22 protein-coding genes and 6 tRNA genes are annotated in these 23747 nt (G+C 35.7%); 8 read left to right on the forward strand and 20 right to left on the reverse strand.

Features of this window, described 5'->3' with window-relative positions:
* The first annotated feature begins 218 nt into the window (after positions 1-218).
* Entirely contained in the window at positions 219-1085 is an 867-nt protein-coding gene (locus tag FG390_RS04880) for a hypothetical protein (protein ID WP_141189930.1), read from the forward strand.
* A gap of 284 nt (positions 1086-1369) precedes the next feature.
* Here FG390_RS04880 and FG390_RS04885 read toward each other — a convergent pair whose 3' ends face one another.
* Together FG390_RS04885 and rpmG are read right to left on the reverse strand one after the other, a co-directional pair.
* Positions 1370-1951 (reverse strand): 5-formyltetrahydrofolate cyclo-ligase, encoded by a 582-nt coding sequence (locus FG390_RS04885; RefSeq protein ID WP_141189931.1) that lies wholly within the window; start codon positions 1949-1951, stop codon positions 1370-1372.
* A 168-nt stretch (positions 1952-2119) separates the two neighbouring features.
* Positions 2120-2269, reverse strand: a complete 150-nt coding sequence (rpmG, locus tag FG390_RS04890; RefSeq protein WP_141189932.1) for a 50S ribosomal protein L33 — start codon at positions 2267-2269, stop codon at positions 2120-2122.
* 329 nt (positions 2270-2598) lie between these two features.
* Here rpmG and FG390_RS04895 point away from each other — a divergent pair, with 329 nt between their 5' ends.
* A complete protein-coding gene (locus FG390_RS04895; protein WP_141189933.1) occupies positions 2599-2796 on the forward strand; it encodes a hypothetical protein in 198 nt (65 codons plus the stop codon).
* Positions 2797-2812: 16 nt separating this feature from the next.
* Complete coding sequence (locus FG390_RS04900) at positions 2813-3325, forward strand: endolytic transglycosylase MltG (protein WP_141189934.1); 513 nt, start codon at positions 2813-2815, stop codon at positions 3323-3325.
* 270 nt (positions 3326-3595) lie between these two features.
* Here FG390_RS04900 and FG390_RS04905 read toward each other — a convergent pair whose 3' ends face one another.
* The 10 genes from FG390_RS04905 to FG390_RS04950 form a co-directional block, all read right to left on the reverse strand.
* Complete coding sequence (locus FG390_RS04905; RefSeq protein WP_141189935.1) at positions 3596-5638, reverse strand: penicillin-binding transpeptidase domain-containing protein; 2043 nt, start codon at positions 5636-5638, stop codon at positions 3596-3598.
* Between the two features lie 251 nt (positions 5639-5889).
* Positions 5890-7152, reverse strand: a complete 1263-nt coding sequence (locus tag FG390_RS04910) for an MFS transporter (RefSeq protein WP_141189936.1) — start codon at positions 7150-7152, stop codon at positions 5890-5892.
* Between the two features lie 142 nt (positions 7153-7294).
* Entirely contained in the window at positions 7295-7918 is a 624-nt protein-coding gene (locus FG390_RS04915; RefSeq protein ID WP_141189937.1) for a superoxide dismutase, read from the reverse strand.
* Between the two features lie 164 nt (positions 7919-8082).
* Positions 8083-8159, reverse strand: a tRNA-Met gene (locus FG390_RS04920).
* Positions 8160-8505: 346 nt separating this feature from the next.
* Positions 8506-8598, reverse strand: a tRNA-Ser gene (locus FG390_RS04925).
* Between the two features lie 19 nt (positions 8599-8617).
* Positions 8618-8694, reverse strand: a tRNA-Ile gene (locus FG390_RS04930).
* 1 nt (position 8695) lies between these two features.
* A tRNA-His gene (locus FG390_RS04935) sits at positions 8696-8771 on the reverse strand.
* Between the two features lie 20 nt (positions 8772-8791).
* Positions 8792-8868: transfer RNA gene (locus FG390_RS04940), tRNA-Met, on the reverse strand.
* A gap of 4 nt (positions 8869-8872) precedes the next feature.
* A tRNA-Asn gene (locus tag FG390_RS04945) sits at positions 8873-8947 on the reverse strand.
* 479 nt (positions 8948-9426) lie between these two features.
* Positions 9427-10053: an NfeD family protein gene (locus FG390_RS04950; protein WP_141189938.1), complete on the reverse strand. Its 627-nt coding sequence runs from the start codon at positions 10051-10053 to the stop codon at positions 9427-9429.
* A gap of 350 nt (positions 10054-10403) precedes the next feature.
* Here FG390_RS04950 and yqfZ point away from each other — a divergent pair, with 350 nt between their 5' ends.
* Together yqfZ and ispG are read left to right on the forward strand one after the other, a co-directional pair.
* Complete coding sequence (yqfZ, locus tag FG390_RS04955) at positions 10404-10736, forward strand: protein YqfZ (RefSeq protein ID WP_141189939.1); 333 nt, start codon at positions 10404-10406, stop codon at positions 10734-10736.
* A gap of 101 nt (positions 10737-10837) precedes the next feature.
* Complete coding sequence (gene ispG / locus FG390_RS04960; protein ID WP_141189940.1) at positions 10838-11959, forward strand: flavodoxin-dependent (E)-4-hydroxy-3-methylbut-2-enyl-diphosphate synthase; 1122 nt, start codon at positions 10838-10840, stop codon at positions 11957-11959.
* 54 nt (positions 11960-12013) lie between these two features.
* Here the strand turns inward: ispG and FG390_RS04965 are convergent, their stop codons facing one another.
* The 3 genes from FG390_RS04965 to FG390_RS04975 form a co-directional block, all read right to left on the reverse strand.
* On the reverse strand, positions 12014-12598 hold the full coding sequence (locus FG390_RS04965; RefSeq protein ID WP_141189941.1) for a nitroreductase family protein: 585 nt from the start codon (positions 12596-12598) through the stop codon (positions 12014-12016).
* A 145-nt stretch (positions 12599-12743) separates the two neighbouring features.
* A complete protein-coding gene (locus FG390_RS04970; RefSeq protein ID WP_141189942.1) occupies positions 12744-13058 on the reverse strand; it encodes a hypothetical protein in 315 nt (104 codons plus the stop codon).
* 221 nt (positions 13059-13279) lie between these two features.
* Positions 13280-14623: a two-component system sensor histidine kinase NtrB gene (locus FG390_RS04975; RefSeq protein WP_141189943.1), complete on the reverse strand. Its 1344-nt coding sequence runs from the start codon at positions 14621-14623 to the stop codon at positions 13280-13282.
* A gap of 324 nt (positions 14624-14947) precedes the next feature.
* Between FG390_RS04975 and FG390_RS04980 the strand changes: the two genes are divergently transcribed.
* On the forward strand, positions 14948-15211 hold the full coding sequence (locus tag FG390_RS04980; RefSeq protein WP_141189944.1) for a DUF2624 domain-containing protein: 264 nt from the start codon (positions 14948-14950) through the stop codon (positions 15209-15211).
* A 95-nt stretch (positions 15212-15306) separates the two neighbouring features.
* On the opposite strand, the gene FG390_RS04985 is transcribed toward FG390_RS04980, so the two are convergent.
* Complete coding sequence (locus FG390_RS04985; protein ID WP_141189945.1) at positions 15307-16200, reverse strand: deoxyribonuclease IV; 894 nt, start codon at positions 16198-16200, stop codon at positions 15307-15309.
* 460 nt (positions 16201-16660) lie between these two features.
* Between FG390_RS04985 and vrrA the strand changes: the two genes are divergently transcribed.
* Entirely contained in the window at positions 16661-17239 is a 579-nt protein-coding gene (vrrA, locus tag FG390_RS04990) for a VrrA/YqfQ family protein (protein WP_246092777.1), read from the forward strand.
* Positions 17240-17335: 96 nt separating this feature from the next.
* Positions 17336-18325 (forward strand): 4-hydroxy-3-methylbut-2-enyl diphosphate reductase, encoded by a 990-nt coding sequence (locus FG390_RS04995; protein ID WP_141189946.1) that lies wholly within the window; start codon positions 17336-17338, stop codon positions 18323-18325.
* Positions 18326-18566: 241 nt separating this feature from the next.
* Here the strand turns inward: FG390_RS04995 and FG390_RS05000 are convergent, their stop codons facing one another.
* From FG390_RS05000 to dnaG, 4 genes are all read right to left on the reverse strand, one after another.
* Positions 18567-19688, reverse strand: a complete 1122-nt coding sequence (locus FG390_RS05000; protein WP_141189947.1) for a Nif3-like dinuclear metal center hexameric protein — start codon at positions 19686-19688, stop codon at positions 18567-18569.
* Complete coding sequence (locus tag FG390_RS05005; RefSeq protein WP_141189948.1) at positions 19685-20386, reverse strand: tRNA (adenine(22)-N(1))-methyltransferase; 702 nt, start codon at positions 20384-20386, stop codon at positions 19685-19687. The genes FG390_RS05000 and FG390_RS05005 overlap by 4 nt, the downstream gene beginning before the upstream one ends.
* Before the next feature lie 363 nt (positions 20387-20749).
* The gene (gene rpoD, locus FG390_RS05010) at positions 20750-21862 is read right to left on the reverse strand and encodes an RNA polymerase sigma factor RpoD (RefSeq protein ID WP_141189949.1); all 1113 of its coding nucleotides are present in this window, start codon (positions 21860-21862) and stop codon (positions 20750-20752) included.
* 42 nt (positions 21863-21904) lie between these two features.
* Positions 21905-23719, reverse strand: coding sequence for a DNA primase (gene dnaG / locus FG390_RS05015; RefSeq protein WP_141189950.1), 1815 nt, complete (start codon positions 23717-23719; stop codon positions 21905-21907).
* Positions 23720-23747 lie beyond the last annotated feature (28 nt).

Raw genomic sequence — 23747 nt, forward strand, 5'->3', positions numbered from 1 at the left:
GGACCGGAATGTAGGTTTTTGCTACATGAGGACCGGAAAAACAAGCGGGCGACCGAGATTCGTAGCTTATCATTTGGTGACTTTTTGAACAACCTCTATTAACCATATAAATTATAAAGAAAACCTTGCCAATTAGGAAGGTCTTAAAGAGAATTTGTACATATTATTTTTAAAAACGTCATAAAGTTGTAAAGGAAAAAGTTTGTCTGGAGGTAGACATGATGACTAAAAAAAAAATTATGTATATCATTATATTCATTTTGTCTATTTCAATTGCCGTAACCTTATATTTAATCCATAATTCTTCTAAAAATATGCGGACGATTATGTACTTTCCAATGGATAGAACAATCCTTTACAAACGAGTAGAAACTTCACTCACGATTGAAACAGTCAAGGATAAAAACCAATTGCAACTCCTCAGTCGATCACAAACAAACAAACCTGTTTCATTTAGACAAGACATTAGTTTACTATATCGCAATGACCATTTAATTAACGTACTCAATCGATATGAGCAAAATGTAAGTTCAATTAAGCAAATCGCTTATGATCCCCTTATCCAAGGAAAATATGTAGCCATTAGTTTTCATCATTCTGAAAACCGTCAAAACCAAGTCATATTAGGAAGGGACCTCCTATCTCATGACGATTTATCACTGATGCCTTTAAACAACTATTTTATTTCTTTTCGCAAACCTGAAACGCCATCTGAGAAAGTATTCCTGGATGCCTTAAATACAAGTCTCAATCGAGAGCGTCTAAAAATGATTACGAAAGCAGAAGATGAATATAAGATTAATCCATCTTCTTATTATATCATTCCACTATCAGAGCTTGTTAAATATCAATCTGTACCCTTACCAGGACTTACTAAAGAAAAAACATATAAAGTGATAAGTCAATTATGGGAAGGACTTTATAAAAATGTATTTAATGGAATAAAAATCAGTGAGCACCACATTGAAAAATCAACTGGTAGTCGTATGCCTATTGTTTTACTTAGTAAACAATCGACTCATCTATATATCCTCTTGGAAACAGCAAAAAAACAACTGGTTATTTTAAAACAACAAATTCATTAGCGAATAAGAATTGAAGTTAATTTATGATTGGCTTTTTCCAAAAATACAACGATATTTTGTAAAAGCCACCGTTTCATCATGTCATAAATTGGTTTTTTTACTATTAATTTCGCTCCGATTAAAGCGATGATCAATGAAGTTAGATTGTTTTTTTTATATTGAAATAACCAATTAATCAATAATAAAAACAGTAATTGTGATATCATTTTTCTCATTTTGAACACTCTTTTCTAGGATTAATTAACCTTAGTGTGTCCATGAAATAGCGATCTATGCTTATTTATCTAACTGGTTGTCTTCATGATTTGATCGGGTGTTATGAGCCAGTTAACCGGAATATCATGTTCCTCTATCGGCACTTGATCTATTTTTTGTTCATCCAATAGCAAAGAGATCTTTTCACCATGATAATGTTTCAAATAACGGTCATAATATCCTCCGCCAAATCCGATTCGATAACCTGACGGTGAATAAGCGACGCCGGGAACGATCATTATATCAATTTCATCTGTTTGTACTTGTGTGACTTCAGATAGTTTAGGCTCGTATAAGTTAAAATAGGACAACTCTAATTGTTCATAATCATCGAGAAAGTAAAATCTCATTTCTTTTTCCTCTGGATAACATTTTGGCACTGCTATCCTTTTTCCTAGTTGCCAAGCTTTATCGATAATCGGTCTTGTCATGATTTCTCTACCTCTAGATAGTGTAATTCCGATGGTTTCTGATTTTTGCCAAAGATCAAAAGTCAATACGTGTTCATATATTTGCTTGTTTTTTTGTATAAAATCCTCATGATCCATGTTCTGTAATTTATGTAATACTTCTTCTCGTATTTGTTTCTTTATTTGTTTAATATTTGTCAATATAGAGGTCACCAGCCTTACTTATAATCATTATATCAAGTTCTTCTCATGGTAAAGGTGCAAATACGTCTAAAGCCCACACTTATACTATATACCTTAATTTTTATGCTTTCTTAAAGTGAAAAAAGACCGTATATCAATAGATATTTACGGTCCTTTTAAGTGTAATTATTTTGTTTCACGATGTAACGTATGTTTTCTTAAACGTGGGCAATATTTCTTAAGTTCAATACGTTCAGGATTCGTACGTTTATTTTTTGTCGTAATATAATTACGATCGCCTGTTTCAGTACATTCAAGGATGACTTGTACACGCATCGTTTATCCCTCCATTACTTTCAATTCAATTATCCATGCATAAAAATACTTTTATATAATATCAGAAAAGATGAAGTAATTCAAGTCTATATACATCATAGCATGAAATTATTTGATATACTAGATTAATAGAAAAGCCTGTCTTCTTAATTATTATATTTGCTACTAGCCGAAAACCTTGCCACCTCTAAAAAAACATGGCAAATGATTTCTGATGGAATTTTACAAATTTCTTTCATTTTCGTCGAAACTCTTTCTCGGTTCCATGTGGTATGGTATAAATAGACTTGGGTTAAACAAATAACTCAGAGAGAGTTAGGAGGAAAAATATGATTTACATCATCTTAATTCTTGTCATTGTTGGTTTGATTGTCCTTGGCCTCTCCTATTTTAAAGAAGATAGTATTAAAGAATTGGAGACCCAAATTGAAGGAAATTCAATTACTATGATGCAAGAATTATATAAAGTAAAAAAGAAACTTCGTATCCTTGAAGAGGAAGTTCTGATTAGCAACAAAGATAAGTAAGAAAGGTGAACTTTAGATGACTAAGAATGGAATGCGTGGTTTCTCTGCTGGTATATTGATTGCTTGTGCTGTTTTTTCCTTTTTTTACTATTTTATCTTTGGCGATCATGAAGTTACGCCAAAGACAAATGAAACAACAAATGGTAAGGTAACGGAAGAAGCGGTAGCAAATTATTTAACTAAAAATAATCAAATTGCCGTTAGTCAAGAAGACTATGCTAAATGGCAAAAAGATCTTCAATCTAAGAATCAAGAGAAAACACAAAGTAATAACAATGACAATAGTAAAGATAATCCTCCCAAGAAGGAAGTTAATAAATTAACTCTCAACATTACTTCTGGTATGGTCCCAGGTGAAATTGCCGAGAAATTACACGATGCAAAAATAATTAAAAGTACTGAAGAATTTAATAAGTATTTCCACACAAACAATCGTGAGAATTATATTCAACTCGGTAAGTTTAATGTTAATAGCGACATGTCAATACCTAAAATCGCACAAGTTATTACGAAAAATCGTGTGAAATAATAAAGTACAATCAGTGGGGATTTTTCGACGCACAGGATGTGCTAGTGCAGGCATTGCGACAGGACGCCTGGTTTTTAGCCTGCGTCACCCCCCCACAAATTGTTAGCCTGAACCAATCGAGCTTTACTGGCCGTTATTCCCCACCTATAAATGCTCGTTTAGGTGGGGGCTTAATGCCTGTTAATGCGGTTAATAAAATGACTGATAAAGGAGTCTTCTCCGAATCAGTCATTTTTTTTTGCATAAAAAAAAGAGACAAAATATGTCTCTTTACTTATTTGTATAATGATAAATGTCATCATAGGCTTGATATATTTTTAATGCAATAGCCGAGTTAGGATGTCCTGAGTAAACATTCGGTACGACAACGGCAACAGCGACTTCTGGATTATTATACGGTGCATAGGATGCTAGCGTTAAATTCTCAAGGCCAGTATTGGTATTTACTTGGGCAGTACCCGTTTTAGCTGCGATCTTATATTTAGCATTTGAACCAAGTCCAAGCATACTTGCTGTTCCGCCAGGTTGAGTAACTAAATAAAAACCATGTTGAACCGTATCGAATTGATCTTTTGTATTTGGAATCGTATTTAATACCTTCGTTTTATAAGAATAAATGGTATTTCCTAATTTGCTTCCATCTTGTGATGGTTCATGAACACTTTGCAAGAAATGTGGAGCTACCCGGTACCCTCCATTCGCGATTGTTGATACATATTGACCTAATTGAAGTGGAGTATACGTATCAAATTGTCCAATTGAAAAATACATAATAACCCCAGAGTTATCCGGCATTCCACCTGAATACCCTGTAGCTTCCTGAGACTGTGGTATATCGATACCTGTTCTTGTACCTAATCCAAATTCACTATAGCCTTGCCTCAAATCCTCAACGGCTTTACGGAACCTTGGTTCTGTTACAGCTGGTACTCTAGCTGAATATTGTCCACCAGCAGGCGTTATCCGAAATCCAGCCATGTTACCTGCAATGGTACCCATAAAGACGTTAGACGATTTCATTAGAGCATGTTCTGCATCGATAGTACCAATGCTAGTTGTCCATGATCTAAATGGATTTGTCCCCTTTATTTTTATAGGCATATCGTAGATACTTGATGGTACAGCGTTATGCTGGTATCCGGTTAATACAGTAGCACCCTTTACTGCTGATCCCATTTGGAATTGTGAGCCTACCGTTCCACTAGACGCATCGACAATTTTCCCACTTCCATCTCTTTTGGCACCACCAAGAGCAAGGATCGCCCCTGTTTTTGGATTCATAACAACAGCGTAAGCTTCATTTCTTGCCCCGTCTTTTCCGAGCTGATTACGAACAATACTGTTGACTTTTTTCTGCAGATCCATATTGATCGTTAATTGTAAATCATCACCCCGTGATCCTTCTTCGCGCTTAGGGGCACCTACGAGTTTGTTATTTTTCATCGGGAATGTGAGGGTTGTTGGGAGTCCCCTCAAATAGCTTTCATATTGACTTTCGAGATAACTCACACCAACTTTATCATTTCGATTATAACCTTTAGCCTCAAAGCCATCTATTTTTTCTTCTGGAATATCTTTGACCTGTCCAAGATAGAAAGCATAACCGTTTGGATAGGTTCTTGTTGAATCCACCGTTGTTTCAATCGTTCCATCGAATTCGTCTAAGTGTTCACCAATCGTTGCCATTTGTTTTTCAGTCAATCCTTTGGCAACGATATGAGGCGTTAATTCTTGAGCTTGATCTAATTCGTGTTTTATAGCAAGTACTTTCATTTCTTCTGGTTTAATCGATTTCACATCATCTACAGTGACCCGTTTGGCCATTAAATTATAAGCAATCGCTTGTTTTTTTGGATCGGTACTATCACTATACTGTTTTATTTCCGAAGGTTTAAGATACTTTTTATACGCGGTATCAAGCTTCTTAAAACGCGTAAGTAAATAATAATCGGCTTTATCACGAAAAGTGACTCTTTTTTCATCTACAAAAATGATCTTAGAGAGCTTCTTCGCTATCGATAAGATCTGATCTGATTGCATATTTGGCTTTCTTATAAAAGCAATGGCAAGTTCTGCTTTATTCCCTACTAATACTTTTCCTGTGGAATCCGTTATTATGCCTCTCGGTGATGCAAGCTGTGTTGTTTGTTTCTTTTTGGCATTAGCGGCTTTGGCATAATCCTCTCCATCAATGACTTGAACAACTCCAAGGCGTAAAACTAATACCGAAAAAGCTAAAAAAACGGCTAAAAATAAAGCATTTAAACGAAAAGGGATTGAATTTCGTTTCTTTTTCTTTATATCTTTATTCATGCAAATATCCTCCAATATCATTACAACTCTTACACTATTCGTTTAAAATTAGACTAATAAGACGTGTATAATTAAGATCAATGACCATTTTTCTTTAAATCACGAGATGCTCAAAAGAAAAGAGACACCAAACGTCACAATGATTGGTGTCTTTGAACTTCATATATTCTATTTTAATGGGGTATTAAGTATCTGTAAACCTTAGAATGACAAATATCTTTATTTTTAATAAAAAATGGAGGACATTTAGATTAATTCACTTTCCCTTTTTGAGGATTGGGCATAGACACTGACTTCATAGAGGTAATTGGGATCGGTATTTTTCTAACAAAAAAATAAATTCCCACATAACCCAATGCTGCTAGTAATATAATCACGCGCGTAATAAACATCGAGGAACCGAATATCTTCATACAAATAAGAAATACGGTGATTGAACAAATTCGACCGGAATTATAAAATAATTCCTTAACGACAATATATTCAATTCGATAATCTCCCGCTTTCCAGCCTTTCCCAATCACATCATAAGTCATTGAAAGAAAAGGAACAAGTAAGAGTGGATAAGCAGAAGATGCAAATACGGCATATATCATTAAATTACGGAAGTTAAGATTAAATACAATAAGCAAAATGCCCATATACATTAATAGACTTCCTATTAAAATCATTCTCTTGCGATATTTCGGTTTCAACACTTTTGTAGCCAAAAAATAACCAACCGACATAATCGAGGATTCAACTAGTCCAAATGTACCTAAGGCAAATTCACTGTTTGTTGTTGAATAAATCCAGATAACAACAATAAACAGATAGACACCATCACGTAGGCCTTGTGAAACGGAGGCTCTTAAAACGGCTCTCCAGTACTTATTATTCTTTCGCTCATTTAGAATCGTACGAAAAGCAAGTACCCCGCTCGCTGGCCTTTTTTTCAAGAAAAAGCTTACAAAAATAGCCAATCCAAATAACAGCAGTGAAATCGCAAAGACAATTTTATAACCTATGGAATCTGACATTTTAGATATTATCCATCCAGCTGAAAACGGACAAATGATGCCGGAAAAAGAGGACAACAAGCCAGAATATCCATTAAAAAAATCTCGTGTGCTTGGATTTGTTACTTCAAACGTTAATACATTAAAAGCAAGCCAAAAGAAACCGAACCCCATACCAATGATCGATCCTAATAGGAGGGTCATTGAGCTCGCCTTTGAACCTAGTAATAAAACAGTGATAAAAAAACACCCGAGCGAAATAATTCCTAAACGAAGGACAATAATCCGATCAACCTTCTTTGCAAGTTGTCCACCAACTAAAAACATCAAAGGCTGGAAAATAACAATCATCAAATTATACAAACCGATATTAATAAAACTTTTCGATTGTTTCCACATATAAATATTCACAAATGTATTCGATAGAGAAATACTTAAAAAATACAGACCTACAATTACAAGGAGTAATAAGAGATCTCTTGGCACTTGATTACTGCCATGCTGTCGTTTCTTCATGCTAATAAGACCTCCAGTAACTTTTGCATTCTATGCTCTATTGTGTCTAAAACAGAGTGAGATATGCAAATTAAAATGAGTTTGGGGTCTTTAATCCATTAAAAAAGCCCACATAAATGTGAGCTTTTTTCGTCATTATTGATTATTTTGATTGTTTAGCCTTTAGATAGCGGTTGTTAACCTCGTCCCAATTAATAACATTAAAAAAGGCATTAATGTATTCTGGGCGTTTGTTTTGATATTTAAGGTAGTAAGCATGTTCCCAAACATCGAGTCCTAGAACAGGTGTTTTACCAATAGATAATGGTGTGTCTTGATTTGGTGTGCTTACAACTTCTAACGCGCCATTGCTTACAACAAGCCATGCCCAACCCGAGCCAAAACGACCTGCAGCTGCTTTTGAAAACAAATCTTTAAAGGACTCAAAGTCGCCAAAAGTTTCGCTTATCGCTTCAGCGATTGGACCTGTTGGGTTACCTCCACCATTTTTTGATAAAATTTTCCAGAAGAAAGTATGGTTTGAATGACCGCCTCCATTATTTCTCACTGCTGTACGAATTTTATCAGGTACAACATCTAAATTACTGACTAGTTCATCAACCGTTTTGCTAGAAAGGTCTTCATAACCACCTTCAAGAGCGGCATTCAGGTTATTAACGTATGTAGCATGGTGCTTATCGTGATGAATACGCATCGTTTCTTCATCGATATATGGCTCTAGGGCATCATAAGCATAAGGTAGTTCTGGTAACGTATATTTTGCCATTTTAAATCTCCTCCAATATATGTTAGACTATTTTTTGAACTTTTGTCCATATTGTTACAATAACAAATTCAAATCGAGATATCAAATCATAGCTATTAGGAAGGAATAATTCTTATATAAAATAAAAAAAAGCCCTTAAATTGGCTTCGGTTTTTTATAATAGTTGGTTGCGGGGGCAGGATTTGAACCTACGACCTTCGGGTTATGAGCCCGACGAGCTACCAGACTGCTCCACCCCGCGATAGTATAAAGTATTTAATTAATAAATCTGTTTGATGTTTAATGACTGTCACTACGGCTTTGCCTTCGTGACAACTCGTAGCTTATTCGAGGATGTGATGCTCGTTGCTCCACCCCGCGATAGTAATAATATTTAATTCTAGATCTACTAAATGTTTTTACTTTTAAAAACGTTGTCCCTACCACTTCGTGCTTACGGGACAGCTCGTAGCTTATTCGAAGATGTGATGCTCGTTGCTCCACCCTGCACTCTATGATAAGCAGTAATATAAAAACTTTTTTAAATAAAAACACGGTTACAACTACATTATAACCATTTCATTCTCATTGTATTCATTTTAATATTATGGAGGAGGAAGAGGGATTCGAACCCCCGCGAGCGGTTAAGCCCCTGTCGGTTTTCAAGACCGATCCCTTCAGCCAAACTTGGGTATTCCTCCAGATAAATATAAAATAACATGGTGGACCCTGTAGGACTCGAACCTACGACCGGACGGTTATGAGCCGTCTGCTCTAACCAACTGAGCTAAGGGTCCATGGGGCGACTGATGGGAATCGAACCCATGTATGCCGGAACCACAATCCGGTGCGTTAACCCCTTCGCCACAATCGCCAAGGTCATTTTATATAATATGGTAGCGGCGGAGGGGATCGAACCCCCGACCTCACGGGTATGAACCGTACGCTCTAGCCAGCTGAGCTACACCGCCATATTGGCTCCACAGGTAGGATTCGAACCTACGACCGATCGGTTAACAGCCGATTGCTCTACCACTGAGCTACTGTGGAATAATTCAACGACATTGATTATTGTAACATATGTATTTCTTAGTGTCAACAACTTTTTTAACTTTGCTATAAGTTGTTGTCTTAACTGTTGTCTTAACGACAGGAATAAATATATCATGAATATTGAACTTTGACAATACCTTTTTTAAATTTTTTTTAGATAACTTAGCCTTTTTGCCACTTCCTCTACTATTATAATAAAGAACTTGTCCCCTCGCTACCTTTTTTTATATTACATCTCCAAAATCCCTAAAGAAAACTTGCCGATTAGCCAGCCTAAAAGGCGTAGACAGATGCCCAAGCCCTCTCATACTTTATACCTTGAATTTTTTATCCCTTAAAGTGTAAAGAAAACTTGCCGATTGGCCAGCCTAAAAGGCGTAGACAGATGCCCAAGCCCTCTCATACTTTATACCTTGAATTTTTATTTAAAGTGTAAAAAGCTGAAACGGAAATTAATCCTACGTTTCAGCCTTTCTTTATATTTTTTCAATTAATATCTTTGTTCCATCTACACTAATCACTTTAATCTTTGATTCAGATTCAATCCATACACCATTTGTGACGGCACTGTATAATTGACCCTCTATTTTAATTGTGCCGACCGGTCGAAACGAAGTCGTAGCAATGCCTTCTTTCCCTACTAAAAATTGATAAGATTCATTAATGGAATTATACCCTTTTTCAGTTGACAATTGATCTTTAAGCAATAGTTTAGACCAATATATTCTTCTTGGCATATATTTCAGAAAGAAAAATGAACAACTGACACCAATAATAAAAGCAATGGATACCAATGTGCCGTAAAAGAAAGTAGGGGCTGGAAGAGCACAGCTAATGATCATTAAAAGCAAACCTAGTGCAGCTACTGATCCATTCACAAGGAGTTTTCCATCTATAATAATTAATATGAGGCCAACAATTAATAAGCCCACAACATATGTTGAAGTTTGATTCGTTAGATGATAAGCAAAGTAATAAACAAATAAAAGACAACCTATGATGCCAAAAAGACCCTTTGCCCTGACAAGAAATTCACCAAATAGAAAAAGTGCAGCAAGAAATATAACAATAAAACCTAATTCTGGGGATATAAGTGCCTCCAAACTTCTCCTCTCCTTCCTTCTATATTATTTTACGTCCAACCAATCATAAAGTTCCCTTTTCTTATCTCATGAAAAAAATTAGTCCCAATAATCTAATGTCCTATTTTGAACCGTCATAGTGATTTATTAATACCTTAAGAATTTTATGAAATAGCCGAGAACACTCGTGACTTTAGTCATGAGAGGTTCAGAGACTGACACGCATTATTTTATTGTTATATTTTCATGTTAAATAGGAATATTTAATACTAACCAAGCATATCTATGACTATAACCTTATTATTTATAACTGAAATAAATCAGATGATCGGTAAAAAAATCAAAAAATATGTAAGATGGGCGGGAGTTCTGTGAAACAATTAACTTTTATTGGATTTATCATCCTTTTAATATGGACAAGCTATACTGACTTAACATCCGGTACATTATCTACGCCAACATCGACTGCAGAAGCTCAGTCACAACAATCTTCTGCAAATGAATCCGTCAAAGAACAAAAACTGATATACAAAACCGTCCAAGTATCGCCTGGTGATACATTGTTATCGATTTCAGAGAATTTAAATCCTACGACGATACCCTCTATTGAAAGGGTCATTCAAGATTTCAAGAAGTTAAACCCTGATGTTTCGCCTACAAAATTAAAACCAGGCCAGCAATATAATTTTCCAATCTACAAGTAAGCTCAAAAACAGTAAACTTGCAAACACAAAACGCTTCTTGGTAAACTCATGTTATAATAACAAAGTTATAACATTTATTTAATAAAAGGAGCGTCGGGTAAATGCCAGAAATAACCCATCGAACACGCACTCGAAAAGTCAAAGTTGGTAATCTCACGATTGGAGGTTCTAACGAGTTAATTATACAAAGTATGACAACAACGAAAACACACGATGTAGAAGCCACTGTTGCGGAAATTCACCGATTGGAAGAAGCCGGTTGTCAGATGGTACGTGTTGCTTGCCCTGATAATCGAGCAGCCGAAGCTATCCCAGAAATTAAAAAACGCATCAACATTCCCCTTGTTGTTGATATACATTTTAATTACAAATTGGCTCTTAAAGCGATCGAAGGTGGAGCCGATAAAATAAGGATTAACCCTGGTAATATTGGAAAACGCGAAAACGTTGAAGCTGTCGTGAATGCGGCAAAAGCGAAAGGGATACCGATACGAATTGGTGTGAATGCCGGATCACTGGAAAAACATATTCTCGATAAATATGGCTATCCTACGGCTGATGGAATGCTAGAAAGCGCCCTACACCATATCAAAATTCTTGAAGACCTTGATTTTCATGACATTATCGTCTCTATGAAAGCCTCTGATATCAATCTTGCTATTGAAGCCTATGAAAAGGCGGCACGCGCTTTTGATTATCCCTTGCATTTGGGAATCACAGAGTCAGGAACTAAATTCTCAGGTTCAATAAAAAGTGCTGCAGGCTTAGGTGTCTTATTACATGAAGGTATAGGAAACACACTTCGTATCTCTTTATCAACAGATCCAGTAGACGAAGTTAAAGTTTGTCGTGAACTTCTGAAATCTTTCGGTCTTGCATCTAATGCGGCAACACTCATATCATGTCCAACATGTGGACGAATTCAAATTAATTTAATTAAAATTGCCAATGAAGTTGAAGAATATATTTCAACCATTAAAGTGCCGATTAAAGTAGCTGTATTGGGTTGTGCTGTTAATGGACCTGGTGAAGCCAGAGAAGCAGATATAGGCATAGCTGGTGGAAATGGTGAAGGGTTATTGTTTAGGCACGGTGAGATCATTCGTAAAGTACCTGAAGATGTTATGGTCGAAGAATTGAAAGTAGAAATAGATAAAATTGCACAAGAATATGCAGAGAAAAAAGCTGATGATAAATCAGAAAAAGAAAAAGTTAATCAATAATTTATTGAAACAAAAAGCAGCTTATCAAAGAATAGGCTGCTTTTATTATATTTATTATTCCGTTATCCATTTTGCAATTTCATCAATTGATTTTCGATCTGGTTGTGATTTTTTCATATCATCAAGAGGATAACCAACATATAAGTATCCAAGTACTTGACCTGGTTTTTCCACATCAAAAGCCTGATTCATCATATCCGTATAGGCTGGATCACCTGAACGCCATACAGCACCAAGACCTAATGCGTGAGTTGTAAGTAACATGTTTTGTACAGCACACGCAGTAGCTTCTATTTCTTCAATTTCTTTCACTTTTTCCTTACCGCTTGGTTCCACATGAATAACAATCACAACAGGAGCGCGAAGTGCCTTGGACACACCTTTCTCATAAGCACTTGTTTTAACTTCTTCTGTCGCATTCTCAGGTAAATTTGATATATTTATTTTACCGTATACATCACCTAATTTATTTCGTCCATTCCCTGTTAAAACCGTAAATCTCCAAGGCTCGGTTTTAAAATGATTAGGAGCCCATCTTGCTGAATCTAGAATCTGTTCAATGTGTTCTTTTGATGGAATAACATCTTGTTTTACCTTACCAATTGATCGACGTGTTTTTATCGCTTCAAAAATATCCATTTCTTCCTCACCCTTCTTAAATCAAATAACTATCATTTTAAGTGTATCAAAATTCACAAAATCGTCAAATTAGTTGGTTTTCGAGTAACATTTTTTAAACAGAATCAAAAAGGCATCTCGTCTAAACGACGAAATGCCTTTTTTGTTAAAACAGAGGTGCAAAGAAACGTACTGTAATGGCAATTAGACCAATGACAATGGCCCAAACACCAAGTGTTTTTGCTCCATCACGATAAGCAACAAAGCCGACGATAACACCAGCAGCTCCCATAATTACAGGTAAAAAGAATAGTGCGATTAAGGATAGAATTATCCCAAACCATCCCATACCTCGACCCTTGGAGGACTGCTCTTCAGGTGCATGAACTAATTGTTTACGATCGATCGCTGATTCTGAAGCAATTTCTTCGTTATACTTATCCTTGTGACCTTGAGCTTTTTTCTTTGATTTATGATCCAATGTTGACCCCTCACTTTCTTTTTAGGATCAAAATTAGTTTGCGCGTTATGTTGTTTTTCATTTATGCAAATAATTCCATGCGTCTAGATTCTAAGAACCATGTGGATTTCTAATAATTTTTTTAACAAAGGTTATGTTAAATATCAATGGTGATTTTGACCATTTGACATCTCTTTATGCGAATAAATCAAAAATAGTGTTTCTGGGTCAAAAAAAAAAGCCTAAACAAAAGGAAGTTTAATGACAATCTCTGTTCCTTCCCCCAAATTGCTATTGATGTTAAATGTGCCATGGTGATCTTTAATAATTTTTTTACACATAGGAAGTCCAATACCCGTTCCATTAGCTTTTGTTGTAAAGAATGGTTTTCCTAATTGGTCTAAGACGGATGGTTCCATTCCAGGTCCATTATCAGAGATGATCAGTGTATAGGCATTTTCACTTGTTTTTCCTTCGACAATAAAGGTTTTATTTTCTTGTTCCTCTTCAAAAGCCTCTACTGAGTTTCTTAAAATATTTAATAAAACTTGCTTAATCATGGATTCTTCTAAATTAATTTCTCTTGTGGATGGTTCAATGTCACATTTCAACAAAATATTTCTAAGTAAGCATTCGGAATGGATTAAGGGCATAACAGATTTAATTATGTTTTGTGGAATAGACCCTTTTTTCTTCGTTGATTTACGTGATAAAGATAAAAAATCGTCTAATATGGTATTCATTCGATCAATTTCGGATAGGATGGTTCGATAATATTTATCCATACTATTCGTTAGAGTTGATAACTGAATAAAACCACGTATAACAGATAATGGATTACGAAGTTCGTGTGCAAATCCAGCCGCTAACTGAGAAACCGATTCCATCTGTTGCTTATACTGAATAAGCTTTTCAAACTCATCCGTTTTTTCAATTTCATTAAAGGTAAAACTAATTTGATTGACTTCTTGATGATAAATGCCATATATGTGATATAATTTATCTTCCAAATAATGATATCGTTCAATATTGTTTTTATTGAGTCTCATGATAAGTGCCATATTTCGTATGACTTCTTCAAATGGATGCTTACATTTGTTTTCTTTCTCGTAAGTTTTAACAATGTGAATGAATTGATCACTCCTGAAGAGGACTTGGTTATCGTGATCGATAAAAATAAACATGAATTGTAACTTATTAAAAATGGTTTTCATGATATCAGGAAATGTGTACCGTGTCATTTCTGCCGTCTTCTCAATATAACCACTGATAAGAATGTGATTATGCATATCAAGTATTCCCCGATAACGGACCTTGTGAATTTCTCCCTTTATACGCTGCCTAAAAACCCTTTCAACCACTTTGTGTGTTCCAGATATTTCTTTTATAAATGAATATAATGATTTTTGATCATATTCTAACACGTGATCGAATAATATATCACCATATTCTTCTATAAGTAGGTGACCGTAATAATTGCAGTCAATAATTTTTCCATTTAATAAAATGCAATAACGAATTTCCTCCGAAAGTTGTTTCTCAAATAAATCACTTGATAACGTTCCAACTAGTGTATCAGAGCTCAAAATGATCGATCCCCCCTGTTAAGGTTGATTGAGACAAGTGTTATTTTAAAGTGAATAAAAATTCACACAATTTTATTTTTGTTACAGACTTGGCTAAATATTTGAAATAAGGATTCTATTTACCGCTTTTTCTTTTCTTTCCTTTAATAATTTAATTATACAGAATTAGAATAGGATTATGTAGTTAAATTTTCACAATTTTTATTGACAAACCTTGATTTTAATTTGTCAATTTGTTCCGATATAGATCGATTTTTTGTTTATGATATTTTTGCTATTGCATCATATGTTAGAAGTGAAGAAAAATGGATAGGAGTGAATCTCATGAATGCATTTATTCAGCAGATGATTAATCAAAAGATTAATTCAGTAACGCCTGAAGAATTACTTCGTTATGGTGCCCAATATGGTTTTCAAATTAATCCTCAACAAGCAAAAGAAATTGTCTCTCACTTCAATGGTAAACATATTAATATTTTTAATGATAGTGAACGTAATAAGGTGATTAATGCCCTCTCAAAAACAATTGATCCAAATCTCGTTGCAGAAGTTAACAAGTTATTTTTAAACTTTATAAAAGGAAACTAAATAGTCTTCATAAAGAATTGAATGTTTGTTCAGCCGATAAAGTGTGAAAAACACGAGAAAAAATGAGACAAACTCGTGTTTTTTACTTTCTTTGATTATTGATTTAATATATCTTCTAAAAGATTTTCATTAAATGACTGATTTCTAAGCATTTCAATTTCAAATTTATAAGGTGGTTTTTTATTCTTTTTATCTGTACCTACATAAGGTGTCTCAAGAATCTTCGGAAGTTTCTCAAATGCTGGATGATGCACAACATAATTTAAAGCCTGGAAGCCTATGTGACCATATCCAATATTATCATGGCGATCTTTTCTAGCACCACAAGGATTTTTACTATCGTTAACATGAACAACCTTAATACGATCTAAGCCAACAATCCGATCAAATTCATCAAGAACACCGTCAAAGTCATTGACAATATCGTAACCAGCGTCATGTGTATGGCATGTATCGAAACATACGGATAACTTATCATTATGAACTACACCATCAATTATTTTAGCAAGTTGCTCAAAACGATAACCACATTCAGATCCCTTACCTGCCATCGTTTCTAATGCAATATTGACCGAATCATCTTTCACAAGGACCTCATTCAATCCTTCAATAATTTTAGCTATCCCTTTATCTTCCCCTTCACCAACGTGTGATCCAGGGTGTAACACAATTTGTTTAGCTCCGATAGCCTGTGTACGATCGATTTCTTTCCTTAAAAAGTTAACACCAATTTCGAAAGTCTCTGGTTTAACGGTATTGGCAATATTAATAATATAGGGAGCATGTACAACAATATCTTCAATATGATGCTCCTCCATATGTTTTCTTCCTGCTTCAATATTTAATTTTTCTATCGCTTTGCGTCTAGTATTCTGTGGTGCCCCTGTATAAATCATAAATGTTGTAGCCCCATACTTTACAGATTCTTGACTAGCACCTAATAGCATTTTATCTCCGCTCATGGATACATGAGACCCAATTTTCAACATGTATATCATCCTTTCAAAGGTTGTTCAAAAAGTCACCAAATGATAAGCTGCGAATCTCGACGCCCGCTTGTTTTTCCGGTCCTCATGTAATGGATATAAGAGGATCTCTAGCTAAAACCGCTCACAATGGCGCCAGAAGCTACCACAACGCGAGGAATGCTGGTCCAAAGAAAACTGACGCCGCTCTTAGCCTTCCGACGCCCAAGACGGGCAAGTAACTGGCGTTTCTTGCAGAATGCCAGCGTACTTAGCCAGTAACCCTTTTCATTTGTCACCTTTTTGAACACGCACTTTCATTCTTTTTTATCTTAACATATTTCATTAATATCAATAACAGATTCAGCTCGTTTTTATATAAACAATCGCTTACACTTTCACTATTGATCATGCATACACTAAGAAGAGGCTATATTAGGCATAGACTTTACAGTTTGTATGTAAATGAAAGGAGTGTTAATATTTGTTTCCCTTCAAACAGGCATTAAATCAAGGGCCCGTCCAAATGCCGACCATGCCATTTACTGGAGGCGTTCCGCCAAGTCTTGGATCTCAGTTGGGTCAATTTGGTCGTCTTGGACAAATGACCCAAGCAGCACCAGAATTTTTATCCCAAGCTGGCCAAATAGCTGGCGCGGCTCAATCTGCTTCCAACGGTTTAAATTTAATGGGGATGTTTACCAATGTACAAAAAGCCATCAATACGGCACAGACGGTCATACCCATGGTTCAAAAATTTGGACCTCTTGTAAAAAATGCACCTGCCCTATTTAAGATGATGAAATCATTTAAAGAATTTAGTGAAGCTGATACAGGAGAAAATGATAAGAAGGAAATAGATAAACAATCTGCTAACGAATCGGATCATGGAGAGATGGATCATACGGAACCTGATAAGCCAAATCATGATCACTCTATGTCTAAAGAACAGCAGAGTGATATGCCTTCATCGAAGGAGAAGAAAAATCGAAAGAACCATCAAGTTAAAAAAAATGAGGATTCCTTAAATATTCGTCCTTCGGTTCCTAAACTATACGTCTAATCATCCTTATTGTCATTGAAACTCGCCTCCTTTATAATGGTTAATGTATGATCCTTTATTCCATAAGGAAAACACGCTTCATGAGGAGGCTTATTTTTGGAAGTTATAAAAATTTCACCACGGGGATATTGTTATGGCGTTGTAGACGCTATGGTTATTGCAAGAAAAGCGGCCATGAATCAAGAATTACCAAGGCCAATTTATATATTAGGGATGATCGTTCACAACCATCATGTGACAGAAGCATTTAAAGAAGAGGGTATTATTACTCTTGACGGCAAGAAAAGAATTGATCTATTAAATGAAATAGATAAGGGAACCGTTATTTTTACAGCTCATGGGGTTTCACCTGAGGTCAGAAAAATAGCTAAAGTAAAAGGTTTAAAAACGATTGATGCGACCTGCCCTGATGTTACGAAAACTCACGATTTAATAACAGAAAAGAAAAAAGAAGGCTATCATTTTATTTATATAGGTAAAAAAGGACACCCAGAGCCAGAAGGGGCGATTGGTGTCGCACCTGAAGTTGTTCATCTTGTTGAAACACACGAAGACGTTGAACGTCTTAATATTAAAGCAGATAAGATCATCATAACCAATCAAACAACGATGAGTCAGTGGGATGTTCGAGAAATCATGAATCATGTGATTGAAAAATATCCACAAGCAGAAATTCACAATGAAATTTGTTTGGCCACCCAAACTCGACAAGAAGCTGTTGCAGAACAAGCTAAAGAAGCTGATCTATTACTCGTCGTTGGCGATAAGCGTAGCAATAATTCAAATCGATTAGCCCAAGTTTCGATCGAAATTGCAGGTACCCCTGCGCATCGCATTGCCGATCTATCAGAACTCGAGCTCGATTGGCTGAAAGGAATTAATAAAGTCGCCGTAACAGCCGGGGCTTCTACCCCTACTCAATTAACAAAAGATGTTATTTTATTTTTAGATCAGTACGACCCAAACAATCCGGATACATGGGTATTACGAAAAAAAGCTTCTGAGGGAAAAAGTATTCTTCCAAAGGTGAAAATATCCGACAGTCGCTCGAAACATCGACGAGATAAAAAAATGACAAAATCATGATCATTCCTAGTTAAACAACTAGTAAAACGGTTTGAATTTTAATAAGGATCATGCATATATGATATATGCATGATCCTTATTTAATAGTTCATACATCATGACTTAATGAAATCAAAACGAGTCTCATTCATCGTTTTGATTACACCATCCAAGTCGCATATTCTCTTTTTCAAGCGCTTTTACCTTATTTCATGCGCGGAATATGAGAAAACCATACAAACCTACACCAGGCATTATTTTCTTACATATAGGTAAAGGGGTTTGTATGACTTTCAGAAACAATAACCTCTGTTTGATAATTTTCTTTTTTGATAACATTTTTTAGAAATTCACAAACATACTTCTTCATAACCTTCTCTATATAATGCCCCGCGTCAATAACGGTCAATCCATGTAGGAGAGCGTCATGTGCCGTATGATAATAAATATCACCAGAAATTAGAACATCGGCCCCTTTATACTTAGCATAAGGGATGAGACTATTACCATCACCGCCGGATATCGCCACTTTACTGACCTGTTTCTTTAGATCTCCAATAACGCGAATTCCGTCCATTTCATAAAGGTGCTTCACATGAACGGCAAGCTCCTCTAACGACATGGTATTCTTTAATTTTCCAATTCTCCCCAATCCATAAGCCTGGCCTTTATTTTCAAGTGGGTAAATATCATAAGCGACCTCTTCATATGGATGTGAGCGCTCGATCGTTCTTACAACCTTGTTTAACAAAGATTTAGGCACAATCGTTTCTATTTTAACTTCTATTACCTCTTCAAGCATCCCCGATTGACCTATAAACGGATGGGTTGCTTCTCCTGGTAAAAACGTACCAATTCCTTGGCTTGAAAAAGTACAAGATGAATAATTTCCAATATGCCCAGCACCCGCTCCTGTCATGGCTTCCCGTACAATGTGCGCATGTGATTCTGGAACATAGACAGACAGTTTATATAATGATTCGTGGGTTGTCGGTTTCAAAATATCGATATCTTGTAATTCAAGCTCTTGAGAGAGCATATCATTTACCCCACCGGGAGCGATGTCTAAATTCGTATGGGCAACATAAACGGCAATATGATTCTGAATACAGGCGGAGACAATTTTCCCCTGACCTTCATCTGGATGAATGGTCTTCAAAGGGCGATAAATCACGGGATGATGCGCGATGATTAGATCAACTTTCCGATCAATCGCTTCTTGTACTACATTTTCAAGAACATCAAGCGTAATCATGACTTTCTTAACTTTTTTATTTAATGTTCCTATTTGTAATCCGATTTTATCATTTTCAAAAGCCAGTTTTTTTGGTACCCATTCTTCTAGTAATTGGATAAGACGTTGTCCGTGAATCCTGTCCGTCATTTTAGCTGCCTCCTTATTTGGTTCTCTCTTTCACAAAATAGTTCGATTTTATTTAAAATGTTTTCGGTTTGTGTTGTTTCCTTTAAGGATTCTATAATCTTCCTCATTTTATCTGCTTCATGAGCCCATTTTTTTATAAATACGTCATTTTTTTCTTTTATCAAATAAGGACCCATTAAACGTTCAATATCTGATAAATTCTGATGAATCTCCTTACTTTTCTCTGCGACAATAATTTCATAAATATGCTGATCTTCCTCTAATATAGATTCATCTATAATTGACCAATCATTGGTGTCTAACCATGTTCTTACTCGATCAGAAGCGACATTTGGCTGTAAAATAAGCCTTTCTTTTGTTGATAATTGACTTTTTCCATTTTCAAGAATTTGCTTTATGAGTTCACCACCCATACCAGCAATAATGATGCAATCAACCTCTCCTTTACTAATAACTGAAAGACCGTTTCCTAGTCGACATTGAACGAGAGTTGATAATTGACATTCTTCGACTGTATGTACAGCAGATAAATAGGGTCCTTCATTTACTTCACCTGCAATGGCTTCATTAATCAAGCCATTTTGTAGAGCGTAGCAGGGTAGATAAGCATGATCAGATCCAATATCAGCTATTTTACTATTTCTGGGGATATACGAAGCCACTTTTTTTAAGCGTTTAGAAAGGTTTATGTTTTGCATTTTATTCTCCATTTTTAATAGTCTTTGTACTAAATATTAATTAAAAGAAAATTTTCAAAGTTCGATAAAAATACCGTTTGCATCTTACAGTAAAAATCAGTAAAATGAATGTAAGGCAATAGCGTTTTGTATGTATCATAAAATACGAATACGACAGTAAAGAAAATTTGCCGATTGGCCAGCCTATTAGACGCAGACAGTGGCATGAGCCCGAACTTACACTTTATACCTTAAATTTTTATACTTTCTTAACAGCGCCGGTCTTAGCCTTCTTTCTTCTAATTTGTCACCTTTTTGAATACGCACTTAAAGTGTTAAAAAGAAAAGCCTACTCTCTGAAAAGAAAGTAAGCTATGACATCAATTAATCTAAGAAGTCTTTAAGTTGTTTACTTCTACTTGGATGACGGAGTTTTCTTAGTGCTTTGGCTTCAATTTGTCTAATACGTTCTCTTGTTACACCGAAAACTTTGCCTACTTCTTCTAGGGTTCGCGTTCTTCCATCGTCCAAGCCAAAGCGAAGTCTAAGGACATTTTCTTCTCTATCTGTCAATGTATCAAGAACATCTTCCAATTGTTCTTTTAATAACTCATAAGCGGCTGCATCTGAAGGGGCTTGTGCATCCTGGTCTTCGATGAAATCCCCAAGATGTGAATCATCCTCTTCACCAATTGGTGTTTCTAATGAGACGGGCTCTTGAGCAATTTTTAAAATTTCTCTAACTTTTTCAGGTGGTAGGTCCATTTCTTTCCCAATTTCTTCTGGAGTTGGTTCACGACCCAAGTCTTGAAGTTGTTGTCTTTGAACACGAATCAATTTATTAATGGTTTCTACCATGTGTACTGGAATTCGAATGGTTCTCGCTTGGTCAGCAATAGCACGGGTTATGGCCTGCCGTATCCACCATGTTGCATAAGTACTAAATTTGAAGCCTTTTCGGTAATCAAATTTCTCAACAGCTTTAATTAATCCCATGTTACCTTCTTGTATGAGATCTAAAAATAACATGCCTCTTCCCACGTATCTTTTAGCGATACTTACGACAAGACGAAGGTTGGCTTCTGCGAGTCTCTTTTTAGCCTCGACATCGCCTTTTTCAATCCGTTCTGCGAGTTCAATTTCTTCGGTTGCTGATAGTAAATCCACACGACCAATTTCCTTTAAATACATACGTACAGGATCATTAATTTTTACTCCTGGCGGGACGCTTAAATCGTTCAAATCAAATTCTTCTTCTTTTGTATTATTATTATCGGACTCTGCATGATCCTGAATATCTTCCGTTACATCGACGCCTTGTTCCGACAGAAATTCGTAAAATTCATCCATCTGCTCTGAGTCCTGATCAAATGGCGCTAACTTATTAGCGATCTCCCGATAGGCCAAGGTACCTCTTTTTTTACCAACTTCAAGAAGTTGTTCTTTTGCTTGGTCAACGGTTAACTCGTGGTCTACCTTGCTTGGTTTCCCAGCCATTTGACCCCCTCCTTCCAATACTCATAGTTCTCACCATCTTAGTTATCTTCTATTCAGCTGATTTTTAATAGTTATCATTTCAGCTAATAGGTTGGTAGCACCTTCAAAATCATTATTCTGTTCAGCTTTTTTTCTTTCAGCCTCAAGCCGTTCAACCTCTGTTATCTTATTATATTTTTGAATCTGATTCATATAATCATCAATTTCTAGGTCTGATACTTCTTCATTTACATCCATCATAGCAATGTCACTTGCTTTTTGCTGAAGCTCGGTATCTTTTAAATATTGTATGAATGCACCCACGTCTGGTGGATTCCCACCTAAATAATAAGCATAAAGGTGTGCGGCTATGGCTTGATGCAGAGGAACATGAAATGATCCACCGATTACTTCCTGCACCTTTTCTGATATTTCATCATTTCTCATCATATGTGCGAGTAATCTCCGTTCTGCCATTTCATGTGCCGGATAAAGTGTTGTTAGTTTGTTAAAGATGACTGGTGGCCTTTTTGGATGATTTTGATTTTGAGTTTGATTTTTCTTTTGCCTTTGACGATAAATTTGATACTGCTGATGTTTTAATGCGTCAAGGGAAATTGAAAATTCATCCGAAAGCATTCTTAAATAATGATCTCGTTCGACTGCCTTAGTAAGAGTCGCAATTTCCTTTATCACTTCTTCTACATAACGCATGCGATCTCCTTCATCATTAAGATCTCTTCCTCTTCTAAAATAATTCATTTTAAAAGACATGACCGTTTGACTTGCCCCTATTACATCTGAACTAAACTTTTCGCCACCAAATTTTGTCATGTAGTCATCGGGGTCTAATCCATTCGGTACTTTTGCTATTTTTATTATATGTTGTTCTTTGCCTAATATAGCAGCCGCACGAAAGCTTGCTTCTATTCCAGCATCATCTGAGTCATAGCAGATAATAATTGTCTCAGCATGACGGGTGAGTAATGAGGCTTGTGTTTCAGTCAATGATGTACCCATTGAAGCCACACAATTTGTTACCCCACATTGATGGGCTTTAATCACATCAAGATAGCCTTCAAACAAGATGACTTGATTGGTTCTTTTAATTTCTTGACGAGCTAAATGAAAACCAAACAGAAGATTCCCTTTATGGAAAATTTCTGATTCAGGCGTATTAATATATTTTGGTTTCTCATCAGTTAACACACGACCAGCAAATGAAACCACTTTGCCTCGATGGTTAGCAATAGGAAACATAATCCGGTTGCGAAATCGATCAAAATATTTATGATCAAACTGTCTCTTTGATAAAATTCCAACCTTTTCCATGAGAGCTAGATCAATTTTTCTTCTTTGCAAAAAATGGGTTAAAGTATCCCATGAATCGACTGCATACCCAATGTTAAACTTTTGGATAATCTCTTTCGTAAAACCTCTGTTTAATAAATAAGTCAAACCAAGATTTCCGAACTTTTCATTTTTAATAAGATAATGATAAAATTGACTTATCAAATCAAAAGCAAAATACAGTGATTCACGATCATTTTTATCCCTTTTTGTCTGACCTACTTGATTGGAAACTGTTTCACCTAGATCAATATTAGCTTTTTCAGCAAGAAATTGAACGGTTTCTATAAAAGACATACCTTCTATTTCCATAATGAACGTGAAGACATTGCCACCCATTCCACATCCAAAACAGTGAAAGATTTGTTTATCAGGTGAAACCGAAAAAGATGGTGTTTGTTCACTATGAAAAGGACAACAAGCAAAATAGTTTCTGCCTTGTTTCTTTAATTGAACATAATCCATGACAACCTCAACAATATCCAAAGATTGCCGGATTTGATCAATCGTTTCTTCTTTAACTCTCAATTGGCTATGCACCACCAATATATTACTA

Origin of the sequence: Terrilactibacillus laevilacticus, from assembly GCF_006517395.1 — a bacterium.
GTDB lineage: Bacteria > Bacillota > Bacilli > Bacillales > Sporolactobacillaceae > Terrilactibacillus > Terrilactibacillus laevilacticus.